Below are 23,290 nucleotides of genomic sequence, written 5' to 3'. Positions count from 1 at the left end.
TCTATCTGTAGTCCCTCGGGCAAGTGCGCTTTAACAAATCGTCCTAGTGCCCTGCTCCACTAGCTGGTGTTTCAGTGGATGGAGTAGAACCATTGTGTTCGCCTGCGCTTTTACCTGCATCGTGCTGTTGTGTTGAATGCCCCTCAGTTTTACCTGCATCATGTTGTTGTGTTGAATGCCCCTCAGCTTTACCTGCATCGTGCTGTTGTGAATGTTCGCCAGCCCTGTCTCCCTCTTTATGCTCCATATCACCATGATGCTTCTTATCACCGTGATGCTCCATTTGATCCATATTCATTTCCCAATTATGGCTGTTAAGCTGATCCGCTGTCAGGATTTGGCCTTTACCTTGTTCTTTTACGAACGCTTCCGCAGATTGCTTATCTTTAAAAGAGTACACTCCGTAAGCCATTGGTGTTTTAAATTCTTTATCGTAAGCAAAAGTAGCATCGTTTAGATTCATCCACTCTTTCGTGTGGTAATCACGCACGAATTTCACGTCAATTTTTTCAGTTCCGTTCTTTTTAATCCAAGCAAACAGATCGCCGATATCATCAAATTTTAGTGCTTTTCCATCCTTTAAAATGATTTCCGTTGCATTATGATCATCAGCGATTTGCATGTTGCAGATATCGCATTTATCAACGCTTTCATTAATCGCCACCGGCTGTGCTGACTGTCCTCCACAGCCTGTCATTAAAGCGGAAACCAATGCAATGCTTGCCCAAATCATATGTGTTTTTTTCATTTTGTACGAACCCCCATTAAATAGATAAAATAAATGCTTCCTAAAAACATAATCGCACTAATCACAAGGATTATCGGCGAATGAGTTGTAGGTGCTTGGTTTTGTTGCTCGATTGGCGTCATCAAAGGCTGTGGATCATGCAAAAATGCGCCAGAATGATCATCAAACATGCTCTCTAAAAATAATAGTCCCGGTGATTGAAAGAAAATCTGGAATGCCTCTACTTGATCTGTTAAAGCAAAGAAAAATGGATTAATACGGTAGGACAAATCGCTCTTACCATCCCCTTGCAAATCTACGCTTTGAGCACTGTCCCAATAATTCATCTGCAAAAGGTTATCTGTACTGCCTTGAGCCTCTGCCTGAGTTACGTTTCCAATAAAATGATTGCCTGTAAATGAATTGTCTTTCGATTCTTTCAATTGCAAACCGATGTAATTTTGCAATATTTGATTATAGGAAATTTCATTCTTTTCTGCCGCTTCTACATAAAGCCCAACGCGGTTTCCTTCCACGTAATTACGTTCCACTCTTGCCTTTTGCACATCAAACAGCAGGATACCTTGCGAGTTAACGCTCTCATTTTGCTTGGTGAATCGGTTATCTGTAACGATTGCATTGTCCGAGCCCATGACCATACCGCCAGTTACATTCCGATCGCCCTGATTGTGTATCAAGGTAACATCATTACTAAACATGAGATGATAGCCATAACGGGAATCGTAGACCATGTTTTTCTCCACACGGTTGTTGTGACTGGTCTCTACATAGATACCGTCAAACATATTTTCAACCAAATTCCCCATAATGGTATTGTTGTTGGCCTCTTTCAAGTCAATTCCATTTCCCTTTTTTCCTGGACTGCGTGTTTCATTTAAACCAGTAGGAATAGCTTTTCCCGCCAACAATCCTTTGATCTTGTTACCAATGATCTGGTTATGCTCACCGTTTCGTAGCTGAAGACCTGTTCCCTTTGTTTCAATCGTGAGCTCTTTTACTACATTTCGGCTGCCTTCCATTACTAGCGTAGCAGTCTCTGCACCTTGACGCTCATCTAATAAAGTAAGACCACGCAGACTTGCTTGGTTACTTTTCAAGGTGACTACGGGAGCATCCCCTTGGCTACGTACAGTTACGGTACCCTCTGCCTCTACATGAATCGGCTTAGTGATCAGGATAGGACCACTGTATTCTCCTGCTGGCACTTTGAGAAACGTATCCGTCTTAGCCTGATCAATCAGTTGTTGTAACTCATTTTTCATCTCCTCAGCTTGCGCCGGTCGTATGATGAAACCACTAGCTACCAAACAGGCCAGCATCAGAACCAAGCAAATATAACTACCTATCCTGAAAGCTGTATGTCGCCGCATAAGTCCCCTCCTTTTTGGGGTATGGTAAGCGCAGTCATCCACTCACGCCATTATTATGATAAATATGTCGCTATAACACAGCATGACTCGAAAGGGCTAGTGGGGTATGTCAAATGTGCTTCCTTTTGTAAAGATTTAATAAATTGGACAATATTTACTGAAAAGTAAGGAAACTCGCAAAAAAATAAGCCTGTCTCATTCCTTCAGACAGCGCTTATTTTATCAGAATTGATTTATTTACCTTCTACAGCACGGTAAGCAGAATGGCATGTTGGTCCCACATGTTGGTTTAACGGGAATGCTTGGCGAATCGCTTCTGTAATGAAAGCCTTCGCTGTTTTAACAGCATCCTTCACTTCCGCTCCCTTTGCCAATTCAGCAGTAATTGCAGCAGAATATGTGCAGCCTGCCCCATGAGTAAATGTGGTATCGAATTTTTCTGTTTCTAAGATTTCGAATGACTCCCCGTCAAACAAAAGATCTACCGCTTGGCTATCCTCAAGACGACCGCCGCCTTTGATCAAGACATATTTGGCTCCCATCTCATGGATTTTCTTCGCCGCCGCTTTCATATCTTCAACCGTATTAATCTTTAAACCACTAAGAAATGCAGCTTCGGGCAAGTTAGGTGTTACCACCATTGCTCTTGGGATTAACTCTTCTCGCATCGCTTTAATAGCTTGCTCATCTAAGAGAACAGTGTCTTCCCCTTTGCAAATCATTACCGGGTCAACAACAACCTTCGTTACATTATATTCAGCAATTTTGCGGGCAGCCAGCTCAATTACTTCTTTTGTTGCAAGCATCCCTGTCTTCAGGGCATCTACACCCACATAATGCATAGTTGTTTCCAATTGGGCCTCAATCGCTTCAAGAGGTTGCGGATAAACGAGATGGGCCCAGTTTTCATCCATAGCTACCAATGCTGTAATAGAAGTCATTCCATAAACATTGCGTTCCTGAAATGTTTTTAAGTCTGCCTGAATTCCTGCTCCACCGCTTGAATCTGAACCCGCGATAGTCAGAGCTTTATGCATAGTCATGTGCTTAAAATCCCCCTTGTACTATTCCTGCTTTATACCTGCTAGTATGATTGCTATTCTTCTTATATTGTAAACCTGATGCTCTCAACATAACAGAATAAATTTTAGAGAAGTATACTTTCCGATCATATTGTAAGGAGGTTCCTCTTAACCCCGATATTATTGTTTTATGTCATAGTGGTCCGATTGCTACGTCAGAGGATGCCACTTATGTCTTAAAACATACGACAGGTGTTGTCCGGTTCTTCGGGGCATCCAGTATGGAACGTCTCCCTACGGAAACTGCCATCACAGAGAATATGGGCCAATTTAAAAAGATAATGGAATAATCATATAAAAAAACTCTCCTGCACCTTCAACAAAGCGCTAGGAGAGTTTTTTCATTTTATCTCTTATAGTTTAGCAAATTTCATTGTGTCGCGAGCAATCATTACCTCTTCGTTTGTAGGGATAATGAAAGCTTTAACTGGAGAATGATCGAAAGTAAGATCAGTTTCTTTACCACGTACGTTATTTTTAGAACGGTCGAAGTATACACCCATCCACTCTAATTTATCCAATACGCGACCACGGATGATATCACTGTTTTCACCAATACCGGCTGTGAAAATGATTGCATCTACACCGTTCATTTGCATAGCATAAGAACCGATGTAGTTACGGATTTTTTCTACAAAGATTTGTAGAGATAGCTCGGCACGCTCGTCATTGTTCTCTGCTGCAGACTCGATATCGCGAAGATCGCTGGACAAGCCAGAAACAGCTAGAAGACCAGACTTTTTATTTAGAACATCTACTAATTGGTCAACAGAAAGACCTGTTTTTTGTTGTAGATAAGGAAGCAATGCTACGTCGATATCTCCAGAGCGAGTACCCATTGGCAAACCAGCAAGTGGTGTAAAGCCCATGGATGTATCAATGGATTTACCACGGTAGATAGCAGCCAAGGAAGCACCGTTACCCAAATGGCAGCTAATCAAACGTAGTTTTTCTACTGGACGATCCAATAATTCAGCAGCACGCTGCATTACATACTTGTGAGAAGTACCGTGGAAACCGTATTTACGGATACCGTACTTTTCATAGTACTCAGTTGGGATACTGTACAAGTAAGATTTAGCAGGCATAGTTTGGTGGAAAGCTGTATCAAAAACTGCAACCGCAGGAACGCTCGGTAGAATTTTTTGGAATGCAGTAATTCCCATGATGTTTGCTGGGTTGTGTAGAGGAGCTAGCTCAGAAAGCTCTTCTAGTTTTTTAATTACTTCATCTGTTACCAATATAGAATCTTTAAAAGTCTCGCCGCCGTGAACTACACGATGACCAACGCCATCTAATTCTGTAATATCTTTAATAGCGCCTTTTTCTGGATCAGTTAACAAAGCAATTAGTTTTTTTACAGCTACTTCATGGTCTTTCAGATCAAGCGTTTCTTTTAGCTTCTCTCCATCGCCTACTTGGAATGAAGACATGGAATCCTCCATGCCAATACGCTCCATTAGACCTTTTGCCAATACACGCTCAGAAGGCATGTCAAACAATTGGTATTTCAAAGAGGAGCTACCACAGTTTACGGATAGTACGATTGCCATATGATCACCTTTATCCTATCTTGTTGTTTGTCTTTCGTTGTCTCTCTCGATTAATGAAGAATCAGCATAGACCGATTTCATCACAATCTCTAGTAATCTACTTTAGCATGAATCCTCGCATCTGTGAATGTTATCACAAGAAATTCAGACTCTTTCAAAAAATGTTACTTTTAGTATGTCCAAAACGATACAATCGTACTCAGCGCTCGTTCATCATCCTTCATCGCGTACCGCGGCTATGCTTTTCCCACTTCCTTTTGCATATGAATAATGAGCTGACGAATGAGTCCCCTCCCTCTAAATTTGGGTAGCATGTCAACATTTCCCAACAAGACCGTATCTTTATGCCCACTTGCTCTTTTCGTAATGGAAGGAACAGCAAATCCTTTCTCTACATTTTTAACATAAAATCTAGGAATTAGGCCTCTTTGCTCGTAAAACATAATGACCTCAGAAATAACCGACTCCGGATTTTCGATGGGCAGTTCAACATATGCATTAGAAAAGGAATAGACAAGCTTAGAAATTGAATGTTATTTTTTTTAAAAGCCTCTATCATAACTCTTTACACTGCCTATACCTTTTTAATAATTCTCGTTACTTTTACCCCATTTGATCTTTCCTAAAATCCCGTCCATTAATAAGCTTCAGCCTTTTCCTCTCTTCCTATCACTATCATTCCTTTTGTAAAAAAACTCGTTTCTCTTTCATAGAATCTTCATCCCAGCTTAACCTCATCTCCTGACAAGCTCTTTACAATGAAAAGCGAAAACGAGCTTTTAACAAGGAAAAGGAGCGATTCAACCAATGGAAGTAAACCGTCGTCAGTTTTTAACATTTCTTGGAACCGGCACCGCTGCTCTCGCTTCATTGGCTACAGGGATTCCGGCCCTTGCCAAAGGAGAGTCCATCTCTGGGAAAACAGCAGATCATCTATTTGGCCTTCAATCTCCTCCTAAAGCCTTTCATCCGAAATTCACCCCGATTAAACCAAGCACAAAGGATGACGTCATTCTTCCCCAAGGCTTCACTTACAATGTCATTGCCCTTTATGGTGATAAAATTAACGCTTCCGGCGATACTTTTGGTTTTAATGCTGATTTCAACTGTTTCCTGCCAATGAATGGAAAATCAGATCATGGTTTACTCTGGACGAATCATGAATATTGCGGTGAGCTAGAATACTATGTAAATGGCTATGATAACCTAAACGCTGATCCCCAAAATAATAAACGCACGCAAGAACAAATCAGTAAATACCTGTACGCATTAGGCGGGTCTGTCATTGAAATTAAAAAGGCGCAAGGTAAGTGGACATTGGTTCCTACCTCCAAATATGGTCGCCGTGTTAGCGGATTAACCAAACACCTCATGACAGGCCCTGCCGCTAGCCTGGCGAAAGAAGTAGTCGGTACATTTGCCAACTGCTCTGGCGGTGTCACCCTGTGGAATTCTATTTTATCCTGTGAAGAGAATTTTCAGGATGTGGTCACCGATTGCAAGCTTGCTGATGAGCGCCACTATGGCTGGGTAGTGGAGGTGGACCCATTCGATCCAAGCTCTACTCCTAAAAAGCATACGGCACTTGGACGCTTTTCGCACGAAAATACCGCTATGACACTAGCTCCTGGTGGTCAATTAGTGGTATACATGGGCGATGACGCGACTGATCAGTACGTGTATAAATATGTATCTAAAAATAAGTACGATAAGGCTAAAGGTAAAGCCAACAGCAAGCTGCTAGAGGAAGGCACGCTGTATGTGGCCAATTTTGCAAAGGGGAAATGGATAGCTCTCGATTACCACAAGACCGAAGCCTTGCAAAAAGCTGTGGACAAAGACAAAAAACCGCAATTTACTTCCCAAGCAGATGTGTTGATTAACTGTCGCATCGCTGCAAAAGTAGCTGGTGGGACACCAATGGACCGTCCCGAAGATGTGGAGGTTCATCCGATTGATGGTTCTATCTTTATTTCCCTAACAAACAATAAAAATCATAGTAACTTTTATGGTCATATCATGCGCCTGTTTGAAAAGAATAACGATCACGCTGGCGTAGAGTTTGATTTTGAAATTTTTGCGACAGGTGGTCCGCAAAGTGGCTTTGCGGCTCCAGATAATCTGGCCTTTGATAGTGCAGGTAATCTGTGGGTCGTGACTGACATCTCCTCTGGTTCTATGAATACGGGAATCTACCGTGCCTTTGGGAATAATGGAGTCTATTTTATTCCTACTTCTGGTGAGCATAAAGGCGTAGCTAGTCAGTTTGCTTCAGCCCCAGTTGGTGCGGAGATGACAGGACCTTGGTTTACACCCGATGAAAAAACTTTATTTTTATCCGTTCAGCATCCTGGCGAAAATTTAGAGTCTTACGATAAGCCAACCAGTCACTGGCCTCGCGGAGCATCCTCTCTCGCCTTGCCAGGAGTAATTGCTATTCATGGATTTTAGCCGCTACACCTGCCTTTTGAAGATAGATAGACACTCTATATTAAGAAAGGGAGATAAATCCACATGCTATCATCTATTGGGATTCCAGGTCTTATCCTGATTCTAATTATTGCATTGGTTATCTTTGGCCCTAGCAAGCTGCCTGAGATTGGTCGTGCCTTTGGACGTACCCTAAGTGAATTTAAAACAGCAGCCAAGGATTTAACCAAGGACGAGGAACCGGATCAGTCCTCAGAACTAGCGAAAACGCCAGAAGCAACAAAAGCTATGGAGCCAGCTAAAAAAGAGGTTTCCTAAATTGATTTGTTCGAATCTAGTTGAAAGAGGTAGAATTTCATTGGACCCTTCCAACACTCCAAGTCATATCTTCGACCATCTAAGCGATATGCGAAAACGGATTATTATTGTCATTGCCACATTTTTGATCAGCTTTGTTATCTGCTTTTTATATGTAGATTTTATTTATCAATTCCTCACGAATCGTTCTGGAGAAAAGCTGACCATCTTAGGCCCTACCGATGTACTAACCATTTATATGAGGCTATCTGCATGGGCCGCCGTCGCGATTACGATTCCGATTGCAGCTTTTCAGATATGGGGCTTTGTTTCTCCAGCTTTAACCACTAAAGAACGTCAGGTAACATTGATGTATATTCCCGCTCTGTTTCTGTTGTTTATCAGCGGGGCAATGTTTGCCTATTTTATCTTGTTCCCTATGGTGTATCAATTCGTGCTTGGATTGTCCAACAATAACTTTCAGCTCTTAATTACGGCTAGCGACTATTTCAGCTTTATGCTCGCTTTTTGCCTACCCTTCTCGGTATTATTCGAGCTTCCACTGGTGGTTTTATTTCTCAGTCATTTGGGTATTGTGAATCCGCATCGGTTAGCAAAATTACGCAAGCCCGCTTATTTTCTACTATCCATCATTTCTATCTCGGTAACTCCACCCGACATCATATCGGACATTTTGGTACTTGTACCGCTGATTGGGTTATACGAATTAAGCATTGGAATCTCAAGAATAGTGTATCGTAAAAAGCTAGAGAGAGAGCAGATTACCCTAGGATAGTCGAATTGTTAAAAGAGGCGGCCCATCTCCGATCAAAATCGGGATGAAGACCGCCTCTTTTGCTATATAATGCTCATTCTATCGATTATCCACTTTCTCCGGATACATGTCATGATTCATCATGCGATGCTCTGCCATCTCTTCAAATTTAGTGCCTGGCTTCCCGTAATTGCAATAGGGATCAATCGAAATACCTCCGCGTGGAGTGAATTTCCCCCATACCTCAATATATTTTGGGTCCATTAGCTTGATTAAATCGTTCATAATAATATTCATGCAATCCTCATGGAAATCACCATGATTGCGGAAACTAAATAGATACAGTTTTAAGGATTTGCTTTCAACCATTTTCTTATCAGGTATATAACTAATATAAATGGTTGCAAAATCTGGCTGACCTGTCATTGGACAGAGGCTGGTGAATTCGGGGCAATTAAATTTTACCCAATAATCGCGATATGGGTGTTTATTGTCAAATGCTTCTAAAACATTTGGATTATATTCATAATGATACGCTGTCTGTTGATTGCCAAGCAGCGTTAAATCTTTTAATTGCGGGTTTGTAGATTGATTATTATGGGTCATCTTTATGAAACTCCTTTAGCTCTTTTTCTCACATCTGCAAGGCACATTTCGGTCAGACGATATTACACGCCTCGTTTATTGCCCCACAGCAGGGTGTGTAGCTGCGGTAGAACTTTGGCATTGTTAAACTCTTTGCTCATGGCTACCTTGTCCACTAACCATTCCAATGATTGTAGTAACCGATCACGCAAGTCTTCTCGTTCACCTTCAATATCAGCCAATTCAGGATTCCCTACTTGCAAATAAAACGGCACCTGCGGATAACGCTGATGTAATTCTTTTGCATACTGGAAATCCTCATCGTCAAATACAACCACCTTCATGCTAACCTGTTGATCAGTTGATTGAAGAGGGTTGTCAGTAAGCTTGGCAACTATTTCATCCAGTCGGTCTATATTTGTCGTCATCCCGGAGCTAGGCGGTTTCGGGGATAAGGTGACATCATCCACTTCAGCTAACCATTCCTGCCATCTGCTCCCCTGGGTTTCCACACCAATGCGAATGTTATGAGAATGTAGCAACTGGACTAGTTCTCCAAGCGGGGCCAGCAATAGCGGATTGCCCCCTGAGATCGTGACATGCGAGAAGCAGTCTTTGCCAAGCTCCTGTAGCTGATTCCAAATTTCCTCCGCTGTCATCATGCTGATTTGCTCTTTAGCCGAGCCATCCCATGTAAAAGCAGAATCACACCAACTGCACCGATAATCGCAGCCAGCCGTACGTACAAACATGGTTTTTTGCCCAATAACCATTCCTTCTCCTTGGATTGTCGGGCCAAAAATTTCTAGCACAGGAATGCTACTCATGATACATCCACTCCCGGCGCATTTCGGCGTAGCTAGTCGGTGTCTCGAATAGCCGTACAAATTCCACACGTACATCCTGTTCGAGATAAATAGAGCTATTGGTAAGCGACTCTTCCATTTTTTCAAAAATCCACGCTACCATATTTTCTGCTGTTGTATTCATTGGTGGTAACGTTTCATTTAAATAACGATGATCTAAATAAACCTCGATCTGTTCCTTCCAGATCGTTTTAATGTCCCCGAAGTCTACGGTAATCCCAATTTCATTGGGACGACCACTAATGCCAAACACAACCTTATAGGTGTGTCCATGTAAATTCTTACATTTCCCTTCGTAAGCATGCAGATGATGAGCGGCATCAAAAGTGAATTCTTTACTTACCAGCACTCGCTTTTGATGATAACGCAGCTCTTTTTTCTGGATATCCTGTTCATATCGCTGCAAGCGTTCGACAATGCGAAAATCATAGAAGTTTCCCATTGTTCGCTCGCTCCTCTTCGTATGCTTCCAGGCCTGCGGCACGCAACTGGCAGGCAGGGCATTCCCCACATCCATCGCCAATCACTCCGTTGTAGCAGGTCAAGGTTTTTTCACGGATATACTCAAACGCACCCAGTTCATCGGATAGCTTCCACGTCTGCGCTTTGTTTAGCCACATAAGTGGTGTATGGATCACAAATGGATAATCCATCGCTAACTGCAACGTGACATTGAGTGATTTGATAAAGGAATCTCGACAATCTGGATACCCGCTAAAATCGGTTTCACAAACACCCGTGATGATATGTCGAGCGCCAATTTGCTTAGCGTAGACCGCTGCAAACGACAAAAAGAGCAGATTGCGTCCATCCACAAATGTATTGGGGATTTCACCTTCTACTTGTTCAATCGCGACATCATCGCGTGTCAACGCATTAGGAGCCAATTGGTTTAACAGACTCATATCCATAATCGTCTGCCCTACACCTTGTTCCTTGGCAATTCGCTGCGCACATTCAATTTCTTGCTTGTGACGCTGGCCGTAATCAAAAGTGACTACTTCCACCTCACCAAACTGTTTTAATGCCCAAAACAAACACGTTGTGCTATCTTGGCCACCACTAAATACAACCACCGCTTTGTCTTTTTTCATCTCGCTTCATCCCTTTCGTGTTCTTGAAGAATCGTTGTCTTCAAGGGTCTACGAAGAAAGAGCGTTCTTGAACTTTCATATGAAACTTGTCCCCAGGTAGTTTTTTATAGAGGGAGTTCGCGAACCTCTCCCATGCACCAAGGCATGGAATTCTTCTGGTTGTCTGGTTGCGGTAAACAGACTTCTCCATTATACGCTGTTTTGATAGAAAGTATAAGGTTGTTTTATAAATTACAAATTTTTACTTAGTTGATCCTAATAGATTTAATAAAGCAAACCATTTACGATTACTAAAGGAGCCATCTCTATGTCTTTTCTTAAACCAAAAGCCACTGAGCGTATTTTGGTTATTGTTCACTTTAGAACCTTTGTAGCTTTTGTTTATCCTTGTTTTATGTAGTAATGCAGCCATTTGTAAACTCTTTACATTATTCACATGTAATAAAAATAAAACAAGATAGGAACACCACATTCCTACCTTGTCTAATCCGAAAGACTTGTTATATTCCATCTATGACCCCTACAAGCCTTCTTATTGGTCTATTTCTCTTGGATTCAGCCAAATCTAGTTTCTTTCACACATCCTTTATTTCTTGCTCTCCATTGTTTTGCTATTGGTAAGACCATAAACAGTTTATATTTCCCCTTGTTTCTTAACCAATACAAGAATCGCTTCTACAGCTTCTTCAATTGAACAATGAGCGGTTTCTAAAATGAAATCAGGATTAACCGGCGGCTCATAGGGCGCACTAATTCCTGTAAACTGGCTTATTTCTCCCGTTCTCGCTTTTTTGTACAAGCCCTTCGGATCTCTTTGCTCACAAACCTCTAACGGACACTTTATATAGATTTCATAAAAAACCTGATCAGCAAACAGCATTCGAGCCATTTGTCGGTCTTCTTCATAGGGGGAAATAAACGAAACGATAGTCATAAGCCCCGCATCCACAAACAGCTTGGCTACCTCTGCTACCCTGCGAATATTTTCTTGCCGATCTTCTTTGCTAAATCCTAAATTTTTATTCAAACCATGCCGGATATTATCGCCATCCAGCACATAGGAGCGAATTTTTTGAGCCAACAGTGCCCGCTCAACAGCAAATGCAATCGTTGACTTCCCTGATCCGGATAATCCAGTTAGCCATAGCACACAGCTTTTATGGCCGTTTAGTCCAAAGCGTTCCTGTTGTGTTACTGTTGACGTTTGCCACACAATCTGTTGCGTATGATCAGTCGGTTGATTACCCACTTCCTCACTCTCTCCCTCTTTTTTTATTACATTATGCACAGTTGCTTGTACCATTGTTAAGCTTGTTCCACTCGGTTTGACGGGCCGCTTACTTCTGTCTCAATAATGTGTCGGCTCCTACATATTTGAATATAGTAGTAAGGAAAATGAGCAAGATAGCTGGCAGTCCATTACAAGCAAAATTCCGGTGTAGAAAAGGGGGATTTGACATGTTATCTTTATCTGAAGCCCTTTTAATAAGCGCCCCTAACGGTGGTGGTTTGGCTTGTTATGAAAACAGAGTAATGCACGTATTTGATAACTTCTCATCAACGGGACTTGCCCTACACAACTCATCTGTCATACGTTCTTTTCACCTTGCTGATTCAGCTTTACTCATGTTCTATCACCCTGATGGTGCTCAAAAAAAGTTGATTAATCATGATCTGGCCGATATCCATGATCTGCTGGTACGAGATGATGTGTTATATGCTGTATCTACTGGCACAAATGAAGTTGTTTCGCTTTGTACGGATACTGGGAAAATTACGCAACGATGGTCATTTCCTGGTGAAGGAGATTCTTGGCATGTAAACTGTATTGATTTCTGGAATGGCCGTTTGGTGGTATCTGCCTTTTGTGAGGGAATGAAACACGGAGATTATTATAACGATCCTCTTTACAATGGCTTTATCATGGATGTGGAAACGAAGGAAAAGCTCTGGTTGGAGCTGACTCATCCCCATACTCCGAAAGCAGAAGGGAATCGTCGGTATGTATGCGATTCAGGACTACAACGTCTTTTAATACAAGAGGATGATCAGACTCATTCATTACTCCATCCCGGATATCCACGCGGGCTCTGCTTTACAGATGATTACATTCTGCTAGGGGTTAGTCAGCCGCGTAATTTGACCACGGAAAAGAACGCCAGTATTAAGATCATTGATAAAAAATCTTTAATCCAGGTCGATGAGATCGAGCTACCATTCACAGAAGTCTATGACATAAAAATTCTGCCTGCCCAGCTCGTTCACAGCTATCGTTTTGATCAAATGATACTGTAAACAAAAAACATTCCACGTTCCTACTTCATGGACACGTGAAATGTTTTTTCTTTTTTATCTATTCATAATCAAAGTGATCGGGATCGGGGCCGAAACGTTGATCTCGATTCAATCCGTCTAACAGCGCCATGTCTGCATCCGTAAGCTCAAAATCAAACAGACCCGCATTCTCAATAATCCGTTCTTTTTTCACAGATTTAGGTATAACCAGAACATTATGCTGTAAATCCCAGCGTAACACGATTTGAGCAGGAGTTTTCTGATAGCGCTCTGCCATTTCCTGCAGCAGAGGAACCTCCAGATTACCTCGCATCAGAGGACGCCAAGCCTCTACATAAATTCCGTTCTGCTCGCAGTACTGACGCAATTCCTTCTGTATTAAATAGGGATGCATCTCTATCTGGTTCAGCATCGGTTTCACTTCACATACTGACAACAAATCTTCCAAATGATGAATATGAAAATTACTTACACCAATCGAACGGACAAGCCCTTTTTTATAAAGAGTCTCCAACGCTCTCCACGTCTCTTTATATTTACCAGGAACCGGCCAATGCACCAAATATAAATCAATATAATCCAAGCCTAATTTTTGAAGACTAGCATCAAAGGCTTGTAAGGTTGACTCATAGCCTTGCTCCGTGTTCCACACCTTTGTCGTGACAAAAATCTCGTCACGTGGAATTTTACTATCTCGGATCGCTTTGCCGACTCCAGCTTCATTTTCATAAATAGCCGCTGTATCGATGCTTCGATAGCCAGCCTCCAGCGCCATATGAATGGCTTGCTCCACCTCAGCGCCGTCTTCTGCCTTATAGACTCCAAGCCCTAGCCACGGCTTTACTACTCCGTTTGCCAATGTTGCTCCATCTGTCATACGTAACGTCATATCTATCCCTCCGCTCACAAAAGTCTCAACGCTATGATAGCATACAACAATCTATTTCGTAATTTTTTAGGCAAGAACGTAGTGAATACATCGATGCAAAGAGCAATCGATGAAATCGGTACATCCTATCCAATCCTATCTATCGTCTGATAACACGTTACCTATTCACGAGCTAACTACAATGCCAAAAGAGCTGACTATCAAATATCACTTTGCTAAAAAGGAATATAGAAATGTCAATTGGGAAGTAAATCTCACGGATAAAAAGTAGAAATAGGTTAGAAAAAATAGAAAGAGCCAGACATTCTGGCTCTTTTCCTTATAAGTAACTAGCTCTTCTTTCGCTTTACGCCAATACTTGCTTAATTCGTTCAATCGCCCAATCCAGCTCTTCTTTCGTGATAACAAGCGGCGGTGCAAAACGAATCGTCGTATCATGCGTTTCCTTACACAGCAAGCCTAATGCTTTTAAGCTTTCACAATACGGACGTGCTGGTGTATCCAGCTCTAATCCGATAAACAAGCCTTTACCGCGAATCTCTTTCATATGCGGGCTCTTGATCTCTTTTATTTTTTCCATAAAATAAGCGCCAAGCTCTAGGGAGCGTTCCACTAATCCTTCTTCTTCCAATACTTCCAGCGCGGCCACTGCTACTGCACAGCCTAGTGGATTTCCACCAAAGGTAGACCCGTGGGAGCCTGGTTCGAATACGCCTAATACCTCGCTGTCAGCGGCTACAGCAGAGATTGGGAAAACTCCGCCGCCTAACGCTTTACCCATAATGTACATATCTGCTTTTATACCTTCCCAATCTGTGGCAAACATTTTTCCTGTACGTCCAAAGCCAGTTTGGATTTCATCTGCTAGCAGCAAAACATTATGCTCGTCACAGAGACGTCGCGCTTCACGTAAAAAGCCCTCCTCTGGGATGACAATCCCAGCTTCTCCTTGAATCGGCTCTACTAAAAAAGCGGCCGTATTAGGAGTAATCGCTTCTGCTAATGCCTTGCTGTCACCGTACGGAATAACCTTGAAGCCAGGGGTAAATGGTCCAAATCCACGTTTATATTCATCTGCGGAGGAGAAGGAGGTAATGGTTACTGTGCGTCCATGGAAGTTCCCTTCACACACAATAATTTCCGCTTGATTAGCCGGCACTTTTTTACTATCATACGCCCAACGACGTACTGCTTTAACTGCTGTTTCCACCGCTTCTGCTCCCGAATTCATTGGTATGACCATATCTTTGCCTGTCAAGGTAGCCACTTTTTCATAAAAATGACCAAGCTGATCGTTGTAAAAGGCTCGCGAGGTTAAGGTTACTCTATCCGCTTGATCCTTCAGCGCTTGAATGATTTTTGGGTGGCGATGTCCTTGATTCAAGGCAGAATAGGCACTTAACATATCTAAATAGCGAGTGCCCTCAGGGTCTTCTACCCAGACGCCCTCTGCTTTGGAAATAACAATCGGCAATGGATGATAATTATGTGCTCCGAACCGTTCTGTCTGATCAATAATTTGTTTTGTCGTTGTCATAAATAAACCTCCCTATATCTGTCTGCTTATAGTTTTATGCATTTTCTATGCCAGCAAAAAATTGTAAAAAACCAAGCGTTTCTTGCACGAAATGAGCTTACTACGCAAAAAAAATTTGCACAAACAATTGCAAAAGGTCTTCCCTAGCAAAAATATTTTGCACCTCCCTCTATCTATGTTAGAATGACTACACCAAATTGATAAAATGACGAATTGAGGTGAGCTGCTATGTCCACTTCTCGGTTGATGGACGGAACAACCTTTCTTGCAATGGTTGCTCATATTTTAGACGAAATGAATGAAGGTGTGCACGTGATCGACGCGGATGGCACCTCTATTTTATATAATCGTAAAATGGCAGAACTAGAAGGCATGCAAAAAGAAGATGTTCTTGGCAAAAAGCTGCTAGACGTTTTTCAATTTTCCCCTGATCAGGAAAGCACCTTACTTCAAGCTCTACATAAGGGAGAGAGCCTGCGCCAAATCAGACAAACCTATTTAAACGGAAAGGGACAAGAGATTACTACCATTAGCAACACTCTCCCCTTGCAGCAACATGGAAAAAATATTGGAGCAGTGGAAATCGCTAATGATGTAACCAAAATGGAGCGGATGATACGTGAAAATTATTTTGTAAAAAAAGAGATGGGTAACACTCGTTATACCTTTGCCAGCATTATTGGAAATAGTCCTGCCATTCGTGAAATGATTGAACATGCAAATCGAGTAGCACGCACCTCCTCCTCCGTTCTGATTGTCGGAGAAACTGGAACTGGCAAAGAGTTGTTTGTGCAAAGCATTCATAATGCAAGCATGCGAGCCAAGTCCCCTTTTATTTCGCAAAATTGTGCAGCTCTCCCTGACAGCTTAATCGAGGGACTATTATTCGGCACAACAAAGGGTGCCTTTACGGGAGCCATAGAAAGACCTGGTTTATTTGAGCAAGCAGAAGGTGGAACCCTGTTTTTAGATGAACTAAATTCGCTTAACCTATCCCTTCAAGCCAAATTGTTGCGCGCCTTGCAGGAGAAAACCATCCGACGCATCGGTGATACCAAGGATCGTACCATTAATGTACGCATTATCGCCGCTATTAATGAGGACCCAATCGAAGCAATCTCAGCAAACAAATTGCGCAAGGATTTATATTATCGTCTAGGTGTGGTCACCCTGCTCATTCCGCCGCTGCGTGAACGTCGTGAGGATATTCCTCCTTTAGTTACTCATTTCATCGAAAAATATAACCGCCTGTTTCAAATGGATGTAGTAGGTATAACCGAAGACGTACAACGTTTTTTTGGAGATTATGATTGGCCTGGAAATGTTCGTGAATTAGAACACTTCATTGAAGGTGCGATGAATTTAATGCTAACCGATGAAACCAGCATTGCACTTGACCATCTACCTCTCCACCATATTCGGCGTAAACTACCTGGATCAACATCCATTCCTTCTTCGCCAGCCTTCGAGGGTCAGGAACAAAAGGGGATAGATCATAGAGAAGCCCCTTTGTCATCTATTCCATCTAGTAGAGCCTATTCGACAGGAACCACCAATACTCAACCAATTTTGCACGAGTCTTATATGAAAGATACCCTACACCTCTTACAGCAGGATTCTTTATCACTAAAAGAAGTGCTACAATCCTTTGAAGCGATCTATCTTCAAAAAAAATTAGATCAGTTTGCAGGAAATATATCCCATACCGCAGAACATATAGGGATGAGTCGACAAAGTTTGCAATATCGCTTACGCCGTTTACAACAAGAAAATCAATAAGTATCAACATGCAAAAAAAATTGGCAGCAAAGTTTTTCAAACAAAAACCGACAATTTTTTTTGCACCCCTTTTTATTTATCTTTATAATTCGGAAAATTTGAATTGGTACGAATGTTGCATAATATTTTCTCTGTAAACGCATACATCTCACTGTGAGATCATAGAAAGGAGAGAAGGACATGTCCACACAACGTTCCTCTCATGAATTGCAACGCACGCTGAAAAGTAGACACTTATTTATGATCTCACTCGGCGGAATTATTGGCACAGGACTCTTTCTAGGCTCCGGCTATACCATTAGCCAAGCAGGTCCGATCGGAGCCATCATTTCCTACCTTGTAGGTGGGTTTATCATGTATCTCACCATGCTCTGCCTCGGTGAATTATCGGTTGCTATGCCTGTATCTGGCTCGTTCCAGACGTATACAACTAAATTTATTAGTCCAGCAATGGGTTTTACTATTGGATGGATATACTGGTTGGGCTGGGCTGTAACAGTAGCTCTGGAGCTTTTATCTTCTGGTCTACTCATGCAACGTTGGTTTCCAGATTCACCCGTCTGGATGTGGTGCGCTATTTTTGGCGTCATCCTCTTTTTACTTAATGCCCTGTCAGCTAAAGCTTTTGGTGAGACTGAATTCTGGTTCTCCAGTTTCAAGGTAGCGGCTATTTTAGCCTTTATCGTGCTCGGCGGTGGTGCAATGTTTGGTATCATTCCCTTCCGAGGTGACGAAGCTGCTCCCATGCTAAGCAATTTTGCCGAAACCTCCTGGCTGCCTAATGGAATTACTGGTCTGTTGCTTACGATGATTACGGTGAATTTCTCCTTTCAGGGAACCGAGCTCATTGGCATTGCTGCTGGTGAAAGTGACAATCCAGAGCAAAACATTCCAAAATCAATTCGAGCTACCGTTTGGCGAACACTCATCTTTTTTGTGCTGGCAATCACGATTTTAGCCGGCCTGATTCCCCATCAACAAGCAGGAGTGATTGAAAGCCCATTCGTCATGGTGTTCGACAAAATTGGTATCCCATATGCCGCCGATATTATGAATTTTGTTATCCTAACAGCATTACTATCTGTAGCTAATTCCGGTTTATATGCGGCCACTCGAATGCTGTGGTCTTTATCTAAAACAGAAATGGCCAGTCCAACACTCGGTAAAGTAAACAAAAAAGGCGTCCCCATGAACGCCCTATTACTCACATTTTCCATTTCCCTGCTATCCTTGCTTTCCAGCGTGTATGCTGAAAATACCGTATATCTCTGGTTGATCTCCCTTGCAGGATTAGGAGCACAGGTAGGCTGGATTTCAATTTCTGCCTCTCAATTAGCATTCCGTAAGCATTATCTAAAAAATGGTGGGAAGCTAAAAGATCTCAAATTCCGGACTCCGTTTTATCCAATCCTGCCCTTAATTAGTTTGACACTCAACCTAGTTGTACTTATCAGCCTAGCCTTTGATAAAGATCAGCGGATTGCCTTATATTGCGGCGGAGTGTTCGCTCTATTCTGTTTACTCTATTACTTCCTGCGGATTAAAAGAAAGCCCATGAGTAATGGATCTCCAGAGGATAATAAAACGTACCACATCATCTAGCTCCCTAATAGAAGCGGCCCTCTGATGTTATGTCGGGGGCTCATTTTTCTTTCTAATAAGAAAATTCTGCACCCATTTCTACTAAATGAGTAGGTTAAACAAAGTAGGATGATGATTGATTTCCATGAAAGGGAAGTTCTTTTGCTTCATTCGTTCCATTAATGCCTCATAATCATCCTTTTGCTTTAATTCAATGCCAACTAATGCAGGTCCGTTATCCTTATTATTTTTCTTGGTATATTCGAATCTAGTAATATCATCTGTAGGCCCTAGCACCTCATCAAGAAACTCCCGCAAGGCCCCCGCACGCTGAGGAAAGTTAATGATGAAGTAATGCTTTAGTCCCTCATAGATTAAAGACCGTTCCTTAATATCTTGCATGCGATCAATATCGTTATTTCCTCCACTAACGATACAAACCACATTTTTCCCTTTAATTTTATGCTTGTACTCATCCAGTGCCGCGATGGTAAGTGCCCCGGCAGGCTCAGCTACAATTGCATTTTGATTATATAAATCAAGAATTGTACTGCATACCTTTCCCTCTGGTACCGTGACAATATCGTCAAGCACCTCTTTACATAGCTCGTATGAGAGCTGCCCTACCTGCTTAACCGCAGCCCCATCCACAAATGTATCAATCTCTTGCAAAGCGATCACTTGATTCTCTCTAAAGGACTGCTTCATAGAAGCCGCTCCTTGGGGCTCTACTCCAATGACATCGGTTAGAGGGCTAATCCCCTTGACACAAGTTCCAACACCTGCCGCCAGGCCTCCTCCTCCGATACCTACAAACAGGTAATCCAACGCTTCTGTCATATCATTTAGGATTTCCATGCCTACCGTGCCTTGACCCGCAATAATTTTTTCATGGTCAAATGGATGAATGAACGTCATGTCATGTTCCTTACCATATTTGATCGCCTCAGAAAAAGAATCATCGAAGGTATCACCCACTAATACAATCTCAACCTGATCGCCGCCGAATAACTTCACCTGAGACACCTTTTGACGAGGTGTTGTGCTGGGCATAAAGATCGTACCGCGAGCTCCTAAAGCTTTACAGGAATAAGCAACCCCCTGTGCATGATTACCTGCGGAAGCACAAACGACACCACGTTTCATTTGCTCATCCGATAATGTACGCATGAGATAATAAGCACCGCGCAATTTAAAGGAACGAACAACCTGTAAGTCCTCCCGCTTTAAGAATACATTGCATTGGTATTTATCTGACAAAACGGCATTGTACTGTAGCGGTGTTTTGACAATAACTTCTCGCAATAGATGACTCGCCACCAGAATATCTTCTATAGTTAGCTTGCTGGTTGTTACATTCATCAGTTTCTCCGCCTCTCTATTTTTTTCGATAACAAAAAACTCGCCCAGCATGAAAGAATTTTACTTCCATTGCTTAGGCGAGAGTCGCGATACCACTGAGCATTCTCCGTTTCTTCACAAAAACGGACTCCACAAGTCTAATTCCCCCTTCCTTCATGACTCGCATGTAAAGCGATCCATACACCACATACGTTCAAGAAGGTTCAAATAGACTTAGTCCGATAACGTGGACAATTCGTTGTCATGTACTAATGATCGCAGAGATTGAGAGTTTCGGTAAGCTCTGACTCTCCCCCTGCTTCTGCTCTGCACTGATCTGTTCCACAACAAAGCTCTGAGGTGATTTTCAAGGAAAGATAGCGACCATCTTCGCAGCACATTGAGACGGCTCTCTGACACTAGAGCTTTCTTTTACTCTTCCTCTTCACGGCTTCATGCATATTTTTTCATAACATTCCAATACTTATTGTTCAGAATTATAGTGAGATGTTACTGGCTTGTCAACCTTACAAAAAAAGTGCCGCCACGAACAAAGGAATTGTTTCGGGACGACACTTGAAAAAGAAGCAAAGCGAAAAGACTGTAAGTAAACAATCCGATTGTCTTACGCTTCTACATGTTTTTGCGTTTGTTCATTGTAAATATTGGTGTCTAACTCTTTCGTTACACGGCTAGTGATCACACCGGCTACCATACTGCCGCTCACGTTTAGAGCTGTACGTCCCATATCAATTAATGGCTCTACAGAAATTAACAAACCAGCTAATGCAATTGGCATGTTCATTGTAGAGAGGACCAGAAGAGCAGCAAAAGTGGCTCCACCACCTACGCCTGCAACTCCAAAGGAACTAATCGCAACGACAGCAATAAGAGATACGATGAAAGAAGGCGTCAATGGATCAATCCCAATTGTAGGGGCAATCATCACAGCTAACATGGCTGGATAAATACCTGCGCAACCGTTTTGACCAATGGATAAACCAAAAGATCCAGCAAAGTTAGCTATGCCTTCCGGTACTCCCAATTTATCACGCTGCGTTTCTACGTTTAAAGGCAATGCTCCTGCACTTGAACGTGAAGTGAATGCAAAAGTTAAAACAGGAAACGTCTTTTTCAAATAAGAAATAGGGTTAAGTCCAGTAACAGCAAGTAAAATCAGATGGATAGCAAACATAATGAGAATCGCGACATAGGAAGCAAGCACAAACTTTCCTAATTTAAGAATTGCTAAATAATCGCTAGTAGCCGTTACTTTGGTCATGAGAGCTAGTACCCCATAAGGAGTTAAGCGTAAAATAATGCTCACTACCCGCATAATTATCGTATAAAATGTATCGACAATTTTGGCAAAGAATGCAGCGTGTTCCGGTTGTTTCCCCTTTACACCTAAGAACGCCATGCCAAGCAAGGCAGCAAAAATAACAACTGCAATCGTAGAAGTAGAACGTTGGCCTGTTAGATCAAGAAACGGGTTGGCCGGTAATAATTCCACGATTTTCTGAGGAAGAGATAAATCTTGAATTTGACCAAACGTCTTTTCTAGTTGAGCAGCTCGATTTGTTTCCTGGTCGCCTTGCTGAATTTGAACAGCTTCTAAATGAAAGGCGAGTGTTGTTCCAATCCCAATAGCGGCAGATACTGCAGTGGTTGCAATTAGGATACCAATAATTAAGGAACTAATTTTTCCAATATTATTCGTTAGCTTAACCTTTGTAAAAGCAGCTAAAATGGAGATAAATACCAGTGGCATTACAATCATCTGTAAAAGCTTAATGTAGCCTTTACCTACAATGTTAAACCATTCTATCGAATCCTTTATAATGTCTGTTTTTGCCCCATAGGTAAGCTGTAAGCCCACTCCGAAGACAATCCCAACAGCCAGTGCGGTAAACACACGCTTCGAAAAGGAGATATGTTTCTTTTGCATGGTATATAGTCCAAAAATAATGAGTAACATGATAGCAATATTAAGTAAAATCCAAACTGTTGACAATGGATTCCCTCCGTTCTGTCTGATAAATTCTCATGAAGGTAACTAAAGCATATTCAAGTTATAATACATTAATTCCTATATGTAAAGTAGGATTTAAACTTTACCATATTTTTTTTAAAAATGCCACATAAATAAGCATGGTCTCTATCTTTACATTAAGATAGAAACCATGCCCCTATGATCTAGGCGCCCACAAAATAACACCCACACCAACTATACAAATCGCTGCTCCTAGCCAGTCATACATATCTGGGGTCTTTTTATCTACTAACCACCCCCAAATAATCGCTAGGATAATAAATACTCCTCCATAAGCTGCATATACTCGTCCAAATGTAGGAAATCTCTGCAAAGTTGGAATAATCCCATAAGCGATAAGAATGATGCTCCCTACAAGACCATACCAGGCTGGTTTTGCCTCTCGTAACCATAGCCAAACCAGATAGCCGCCACCAATCTCAGCTAGACCGGCTGTGATAAATAAGAAAATTGATGCTAACAATGACTTTCTCCTTCTGGGCATATCCGTTATTTGGTTATGCTGTATAATTGTATCGTTTTATTCCATTTACTAATTTCTTTTTTCCATGTCATACCGACATTCTCCGCAACACGTCTGGACGCTACGTTCCTTTTATCAATAAGTGAAATCAAACGGTCATGGCCAAGCTTATGGAAACTATATTCTCTACAAGCAACCGCACATTCTGTAGCTAATCCTTGTCCCCAATATTTACGGACAATCAAATAACCAATTTCAATTTCTTGTTGAAGATTAATTTCTTGAGGTACCAAGCCGCATTGCCCTATAAATTCCCCATCCTGTTTATTCTCAGCAATCCAAAATCCTATTCCGTATTTTTCATAATTCCCCTGATTCCACTTGATCCATGCAACCGTCTCTTCTTCATTTTTCGTAGATGGATAGAACTGCATAGCAATAGGGTCAGTAAATATCCTGCGTAATTTTTCCACATCTGACAACTTCATTTTTCGCAAGATCATTCTGTTTGTTTCTAATTGAAACATAGCCTGTCACCTCTTTTCAATAGTT

Annotated in this window: 23 protein-coding genes; 7 read left to right on the top strand and 16 right to left on the bottom strand. The window is 41.9% G+C overall.

Annotated elements, in window-relative coordinates; genetic code table 11:
* Positions 1–43: 43 nt before the first annotated feature.
* From GOP56_RS19100 to pdxK, 3 genes are all read right to left on the bottom strand, one after another.
* Positions 44–748 (bottom strand): nitrous oxide reductase accessory protein NosL, encoded by a 705-nt coding sequence (locus GOP56_RS19100; protein ID WP_163246308.1) that lies wholly within the window; start codon positions 746–748, stop codon positions 44–46.
* Positions 745–2,118, bottom strand: a complete 1,374-nt coding sequence (locus tag GOP56_RS19095) for a right-handed parallel beta-helix repeat-containing protein (protein WP_163246307.1) — start codon at positions 2,116–2,118, stop codon at positions 745–747. The genes GOP56_RS19100 and GOP56_RS19095 overlap by 4 nt, the downstream gene beginning before the upstream one ends.
* 233 nt (positions 2,119–2,351) lie before the next feature.
* Entirely contained in the window at positions 2,352–3,161 is an 810-nt protein-coding gene (gene pdxK, locus GOP56_RS19090; RefSeq protein ID WP_003335527.1) for a pyridoxine/pyridoxal/pyridoxamine kinase, read from the bottom strand.
* 101 nt (positions 3,162–3,262) lie between these two features.
* On the opposite strand from pdxK, the gene GOP56_RS19085 reads away from it, so the two are divergent.
* Complete coding sequence (locus GOP56_RS19085) at positions 3,263–3,490, top strand: phosphoenolpyruvate hydrolase family protein (protein ID WP_371808001.1); 228 nt, start codon at positions 3,263–3,265, stop codon at positions 3,488–3,490.
* A gap of 63 nt (positions 3,491–3,553) precedes the next feature.
* On the opposite strand, the gene GOP56_RS19080 is transcribed toward GOP56_RS19085, so the two are convergent.
* Complete coding sequence (locus GOP56_RS19080; protein ID WP_003335528.1) at positions 3,554–4,753, bottom strand: acetate kinase; 1,200 nt, start codon at positions 4,751–4,753, stop codon at positions 3,554–3,556.
* Between the two features lie 236 nt (positions 4,754–4,989).
* Positions 4,990–5,196, bottom strand: a complete 207-nt coding sequence (locus tag GOP56_RS19075) for a hypothetical protein (RefSeq protein WP_163244157.1) — start codon at positions 5,194–5,196, stop codon at positions 4,990–4,992.
* 364 nt (positions 5,197–5,560) lie between these two features.
* On the opposite strand from GOP56_RS19075, the gene GOP56_RS19070 reads away from it, so the two are divergent.
* The 3 genes from GOP56_RS19070 to tatC all read left to right on the top strand — a co-directional run bounded on the left by GOP56_RS19070 (position 5,561) and on the right by tatC (position 8,276).
* Entirely contained in the window at positions 5,561–7,204 is a 1,644-nt protein-coding gene (locus tag GOP56_RS19070) for a PhoX family protein (RefSeq protein WP_163246306.1), read from the top strand.
* Positions 7,205–7,267: 63 nt separating this feature from the next.
* Entirely contained in the window at positions 7,268–7,501 is a 234-nt protein-coding gene (gene tatA / locus GOP56_RS19065) for a twin-arginine translocase TatA/TatE family subunit (protein ID WP_163246305.1), read from the top strand.
* A gap of 40 nt (positions 7,502–7,541) precedes the next feature.
* On the top strand, positions 7,542–8,276 hold the full coding sequence (gene tatC, locus GOP56_RS19060) for a twin-arginine translocase subunit TatC (RefSeq protein WP_003345025.1): 735 nt from the start codon (positions 7,542–7,544) through the stop codon (positions 8,274–8,276).
* Between the two features lie 78 nt (positions 8,277–8,354).
* On the opposite strand, the gene queF is transcribed toward tatC, so the two are convergent.
* The 5 genes from queF to cysC all read right to left on the bottom strand — a co-directional run bounded on the left by queF (position 8,355) and on the right by cysC (position 12,103).
* Positions 8,355–8,861 carry a preQ(1) synthase gene (gene queF, locus GOP56_RS19055; protein ID WP_003345027.1) on the bottom strand — a complete coding sequence of 169 codons (507 nt, stop codon included), beginning with the start codon at positions 8,859–8,861 and terminating at the stop codon, positions 8,355–8,357.
* A gap of 62 nt (positions 8,862–8,923) precedes the next feature.
* Positions 8,924–9,667, bottom strand: coding sequence for a 7-carboxy-7-deazaguanine synthase QueE (gene queE / locus GOP56_RS19050; RefSeq protein WP_174250689.1), 744 nt, complete (start codon positions 9,665–9,667; stop codon positions 8,924–8,926).
* A complete protein-coding gene (queD, locus tag GOP56_RS19045) occupies positions 9,660–10,148 on the bottom strand; it encodes a 6-carboxytetrahydropterin synthase QueD (RefSeq protein ID WP_003345030.1) in 489 nt (162 codons plus the stop codon). Before queD ends, queE begins: the two co-directional genes overlap by 8 nt.
* The gene (gene queC / locus GOP56_RS19040) at positions 10,132–10,800 is read right to left on the bottom strand and encodes a 7-cyano-7-deazaguanine synthase QueC (RefSeq protein ID WP_003335536.1); all 669 of its coding nucleotides are present in this window, start codon (positions 10,798–10,800) and stop codon (positions 10,132–10,134) included. The genes queD and queC overlap by 17 nt, the downstream gene beginning before the upstream one ends.
* A gap of 634 nt (positions 10,801–11,434) precedes the next feature.
* Entirely contained in the window at positions 11,435–12,103 is a 669-nt protein-coding gene (gene cysC / locus GOP56_RS19035; protein ID WP_163246304.1) for an adenylyl-sulfate kinase, read from the bottom strand.
* A gap of 155 nt (positions 12,104–12,258) precedes the next feature.
* Between cysC and GOP56_RS19030 the strand changes: the two genes are divergently transcribed.
* Positions 12,259–13,095, top strand: a complete 837-nt coding sequence (locus GOP56_RS19030; RefSeq protein WP_163246303.1) for a DUF4915 domain-containing protein — start codon at positions 12,259–12,261, stop codon at positions 13,093–13,095.
* Between the two features lie 58 nt (positions 13,096–13,153).
* On the opposite strand, the gene GOP56_RS19025 is transcribed toward GOP56_RS19030, so the two are convergent.
* Entirely contained in the window at positions 13,154–13,984 is an 831-nt protein-coding gene (locus GOP56_RS19025; RefSeq protein ID WP_101667399.1) for an aldo/keto reductase, read from the bottom strand.
* A 346-nt stretch (positions 13,985–14,330) separates the two neighbouring features.
* Positions 14,331–15,521 (bottom strand): ornithine--oxo-acid transaminase, encoded by a 1,191-nt coding sequence (locus tag GOP56_RS19020; protein WP_163246302.1) that lies wholly within the window; start codon positions 15,519–15,521, stop codon positions 14,331–14,333.
* Positions 15,522–15,749: 228 nt separating this feature from the next.
* Here GOP56_RS19020 and GOP56_RS19015 point away from each other — a divergent pair, with 228 nt between their 5' ends.
* Entirely contained in the window at positions 15,750–17,300 is a 1,551-nt protein-coding gene (locus tag GOP56_RS19015; RefSeq protein WP_163246301.1) for a sigma-54 interaction domain-containing protein, read from the top strand.
* 180 nt (positions 17,301–17,480) lie between these two features.
* Positions 17,481–18,902, top strand: a complete 1,422-nt coding sequence (locus tag GOP56_RS19010) for an amino acid permease (RefSeq protein ID WP_121473419.1) — start codon at positions 17,481–17,483, stop codon at positions 18,900–18,902.
* 81 nt (positions 18,903–18,983) lie between these two features.
* On the opposite strand, the gene ilvA is transcribed toward GOP56_RS19010, so the two are convergent.
* From ilvA to GOP56_RS18990, 4 genes are all read right to left on the bottom strand, one after another.
* On the bottom strand, positions 18,984–20,243 hold the full coding sequence (gene ilvA / locus GOP56_RS19005; RefSeq protein WP_003335545.1) for a threonine ammonia-lyase IlvA: 1,260 nt from the start codon (positions 20,241–20,243) through the stop codon (positions 18,984–18,986).
* Between the two features lie 604 nt (positions 20,244–20,847).
* Complete coding sequence (locus GOP56_RS19000) at positions 20,848–22,236, bottom strand: L-cystine transporter (RefSeq protein WP_003345049.1); 1,389 nt, start codon at positions 22,234–22,236, stop codon at positions 20,848–20,850.
* Between the two features lie 175 nt (positions 22,237–22,411).
* Positions 22,412–22,738 carry a YnfA family protein gene (locus tag GOP56_RS18995; RefSeq protein ID WP_022586303.1) on the bottom strand — a complete coding sequence of 109 codons (327 nt, stop codon included), beginning with the start codon at positions 22,736–22,738 and terminating at the stop codon, positions 22,412–22,414.
* Positions 22,739–22,764: 26 nt separating this feature from the next.
* Positions 22,765–23,265, bottom strand: coding sequence for a GNAT family N-acetyltransferase (locus tag GOP56_RS18990; RefSeq protein WP_163246300.1), 501 nt, complete (start codon positions 23,263–23,265; stop codon positions 22,765–22,767).
* Positions 23,266–23,290: the final 25 nt, after the last annotated feature.

Origin of the sequence: Brevibacillus sp. 7WMA2, from assembly GCF_010748895.1 — a bacterium.
GTDB lineage: Bacteria > Bacillota > Bacilli > Brevibacillales > Brevibacillaceae > Brevibacillus_B > Brevibacillus_B halotolerans.
The sequence above is the reverse complement of the archived record's forward strand: the minus strand, read 5'-3'. Positions and strand labels throughout refer to the sequence as shown.

Excerpts from the sequence above, each read along its gene's own strand:
- pdxK (WP_003335527.1), bottom strand. The coding sequence starts at position 3,161 with ATGACTATGCATAAAGCTCTGACTATCGCGGGTTCAGATTCAAGCGGT.
- GOP56_RS19025 (WP_101667399.1), bottom strand. The coding sequence starts at position 13,984 with ATGACGTTACGTATGACAGATGGAGCAACATTGGCAAACGGAGTAGTA.
- ilvA (WP_003335545.1), bottom strand. The coding sequence starts at position 20,243 with ATGAATGTAACAACCAGCAAGCTAACTATAGAAGATATTCTGGTGGCG.
- GOP56_RS18990 (WP_163246300.1), bottom strand. The coding sequence starts at position 23,265 with ATGTTTCAATTAGAAACAAACAGAATGATCTTGCGAAAAATGAAGTTG.
- tatA (WP_163246305.1), top strand. The coding sequence starts at position 7,268 with ATGCTATCATCTATTGGGATTCCAGGTCTTATCCTGATTCTAATTATT.
- queC (WP_003335536.1), bottom strand. The coding sequence starts at position 10,800 with ATGAAAAAAGACAAAGCGGTGGTTGTATTTAGTGGTGGCCAAGATAGC.
- GOP56_RS19095 (WP_163246307.1), bottom strand. The coding sequence starts at position 2,118 with ATGCGGCGACATACAGCTTTCAGGATAGGTAGTTATATTTGCTTGGTT.
- GOP56_RS19030 (WP_163246303.1), top strand. The coding sequence starts at position 12,259 with ATGTTATCTTTATCTGAAGCCCTTTTAATAAGCGCCCCTAACGGTGGT.
- cysC (WP_163246304.1), bottom strand. The coding sequence starts at position 12,103 with ATGGTACAAGCAACTGTGCATAATGTAATAAAAAAAGAGGGAGAGAGT.
- GOP56_RS19075 (WP_163244157.1), bottom strand. The coding sequence starts at position 5,196 with ATGTTTTACGAGCAAAGAGGCCTAATTCCTAGATTTTATGTTAAAAAT.
- queF (WP_003345027.1), bottom strand. The coding sequence starts at position 8,861 with ATGACCCATAATAATCAATCTACAAACCCGCAATTAAAAGATTTAACG.
- GOP56_RS19070 (WP_163246306.1), top strand. The coding sequence starts at position 5,561 with ATGGAAGTAAACCGTCGTCAGTTTTTAACATTTCTTGGAACCGGCACC.
- GOP56_RS19010 (WP_121473419.1), top strand. The coding sequence starts at position 17,481 with ATGTCCACACAACGTTCCTCTCATGAATTGCAACGCACGCTGAAAAGT.
- GOP56_RS19100 (WP_163246308.1), bottom strand. The coding sequence starts at position 748 with ATGAAAAAAACACATATGATTTGGGCAAGCATTGCATTGGTTTCCGCT.
- queE (WP_174250689.1), bottom strand. The coding sequence starts at position 9,667 with ATGAGTAGCATTCCTGTGCTAGAAATTTTTGGCCCGACAATCCAAGGA.
- GOP56_RS19015 (WP_163246301.1), top strand. The coding sequence starts at position 15,750 with ATGTCCACTTCTCGGTTGATGGACGGAACAACCTTTCTTGCAATGGTT.
- GOP56_RS19020 (WP_163246302.1), bottom strand. The coding sequence starts at position 15,521 with ATGACAACGACAAAACAAATTATTGATCAGACAGAACGGTTCGGAGCA.
- GOP56_RS19080 (WP_003335528.1), bottom strand. The coding sequence starts at position 4,753 with ATGGCAATCGTACTATCCGTAAACTGTGGTAGCTCCTCTTTGAAATAC.
- queD (WP_003345030.1), bottom strand. The coding sequence starts at position 10,148 with ATGGGAAACTTCTATGATTTTCGCATTGTCGAACGCTTGCAGCGATAT.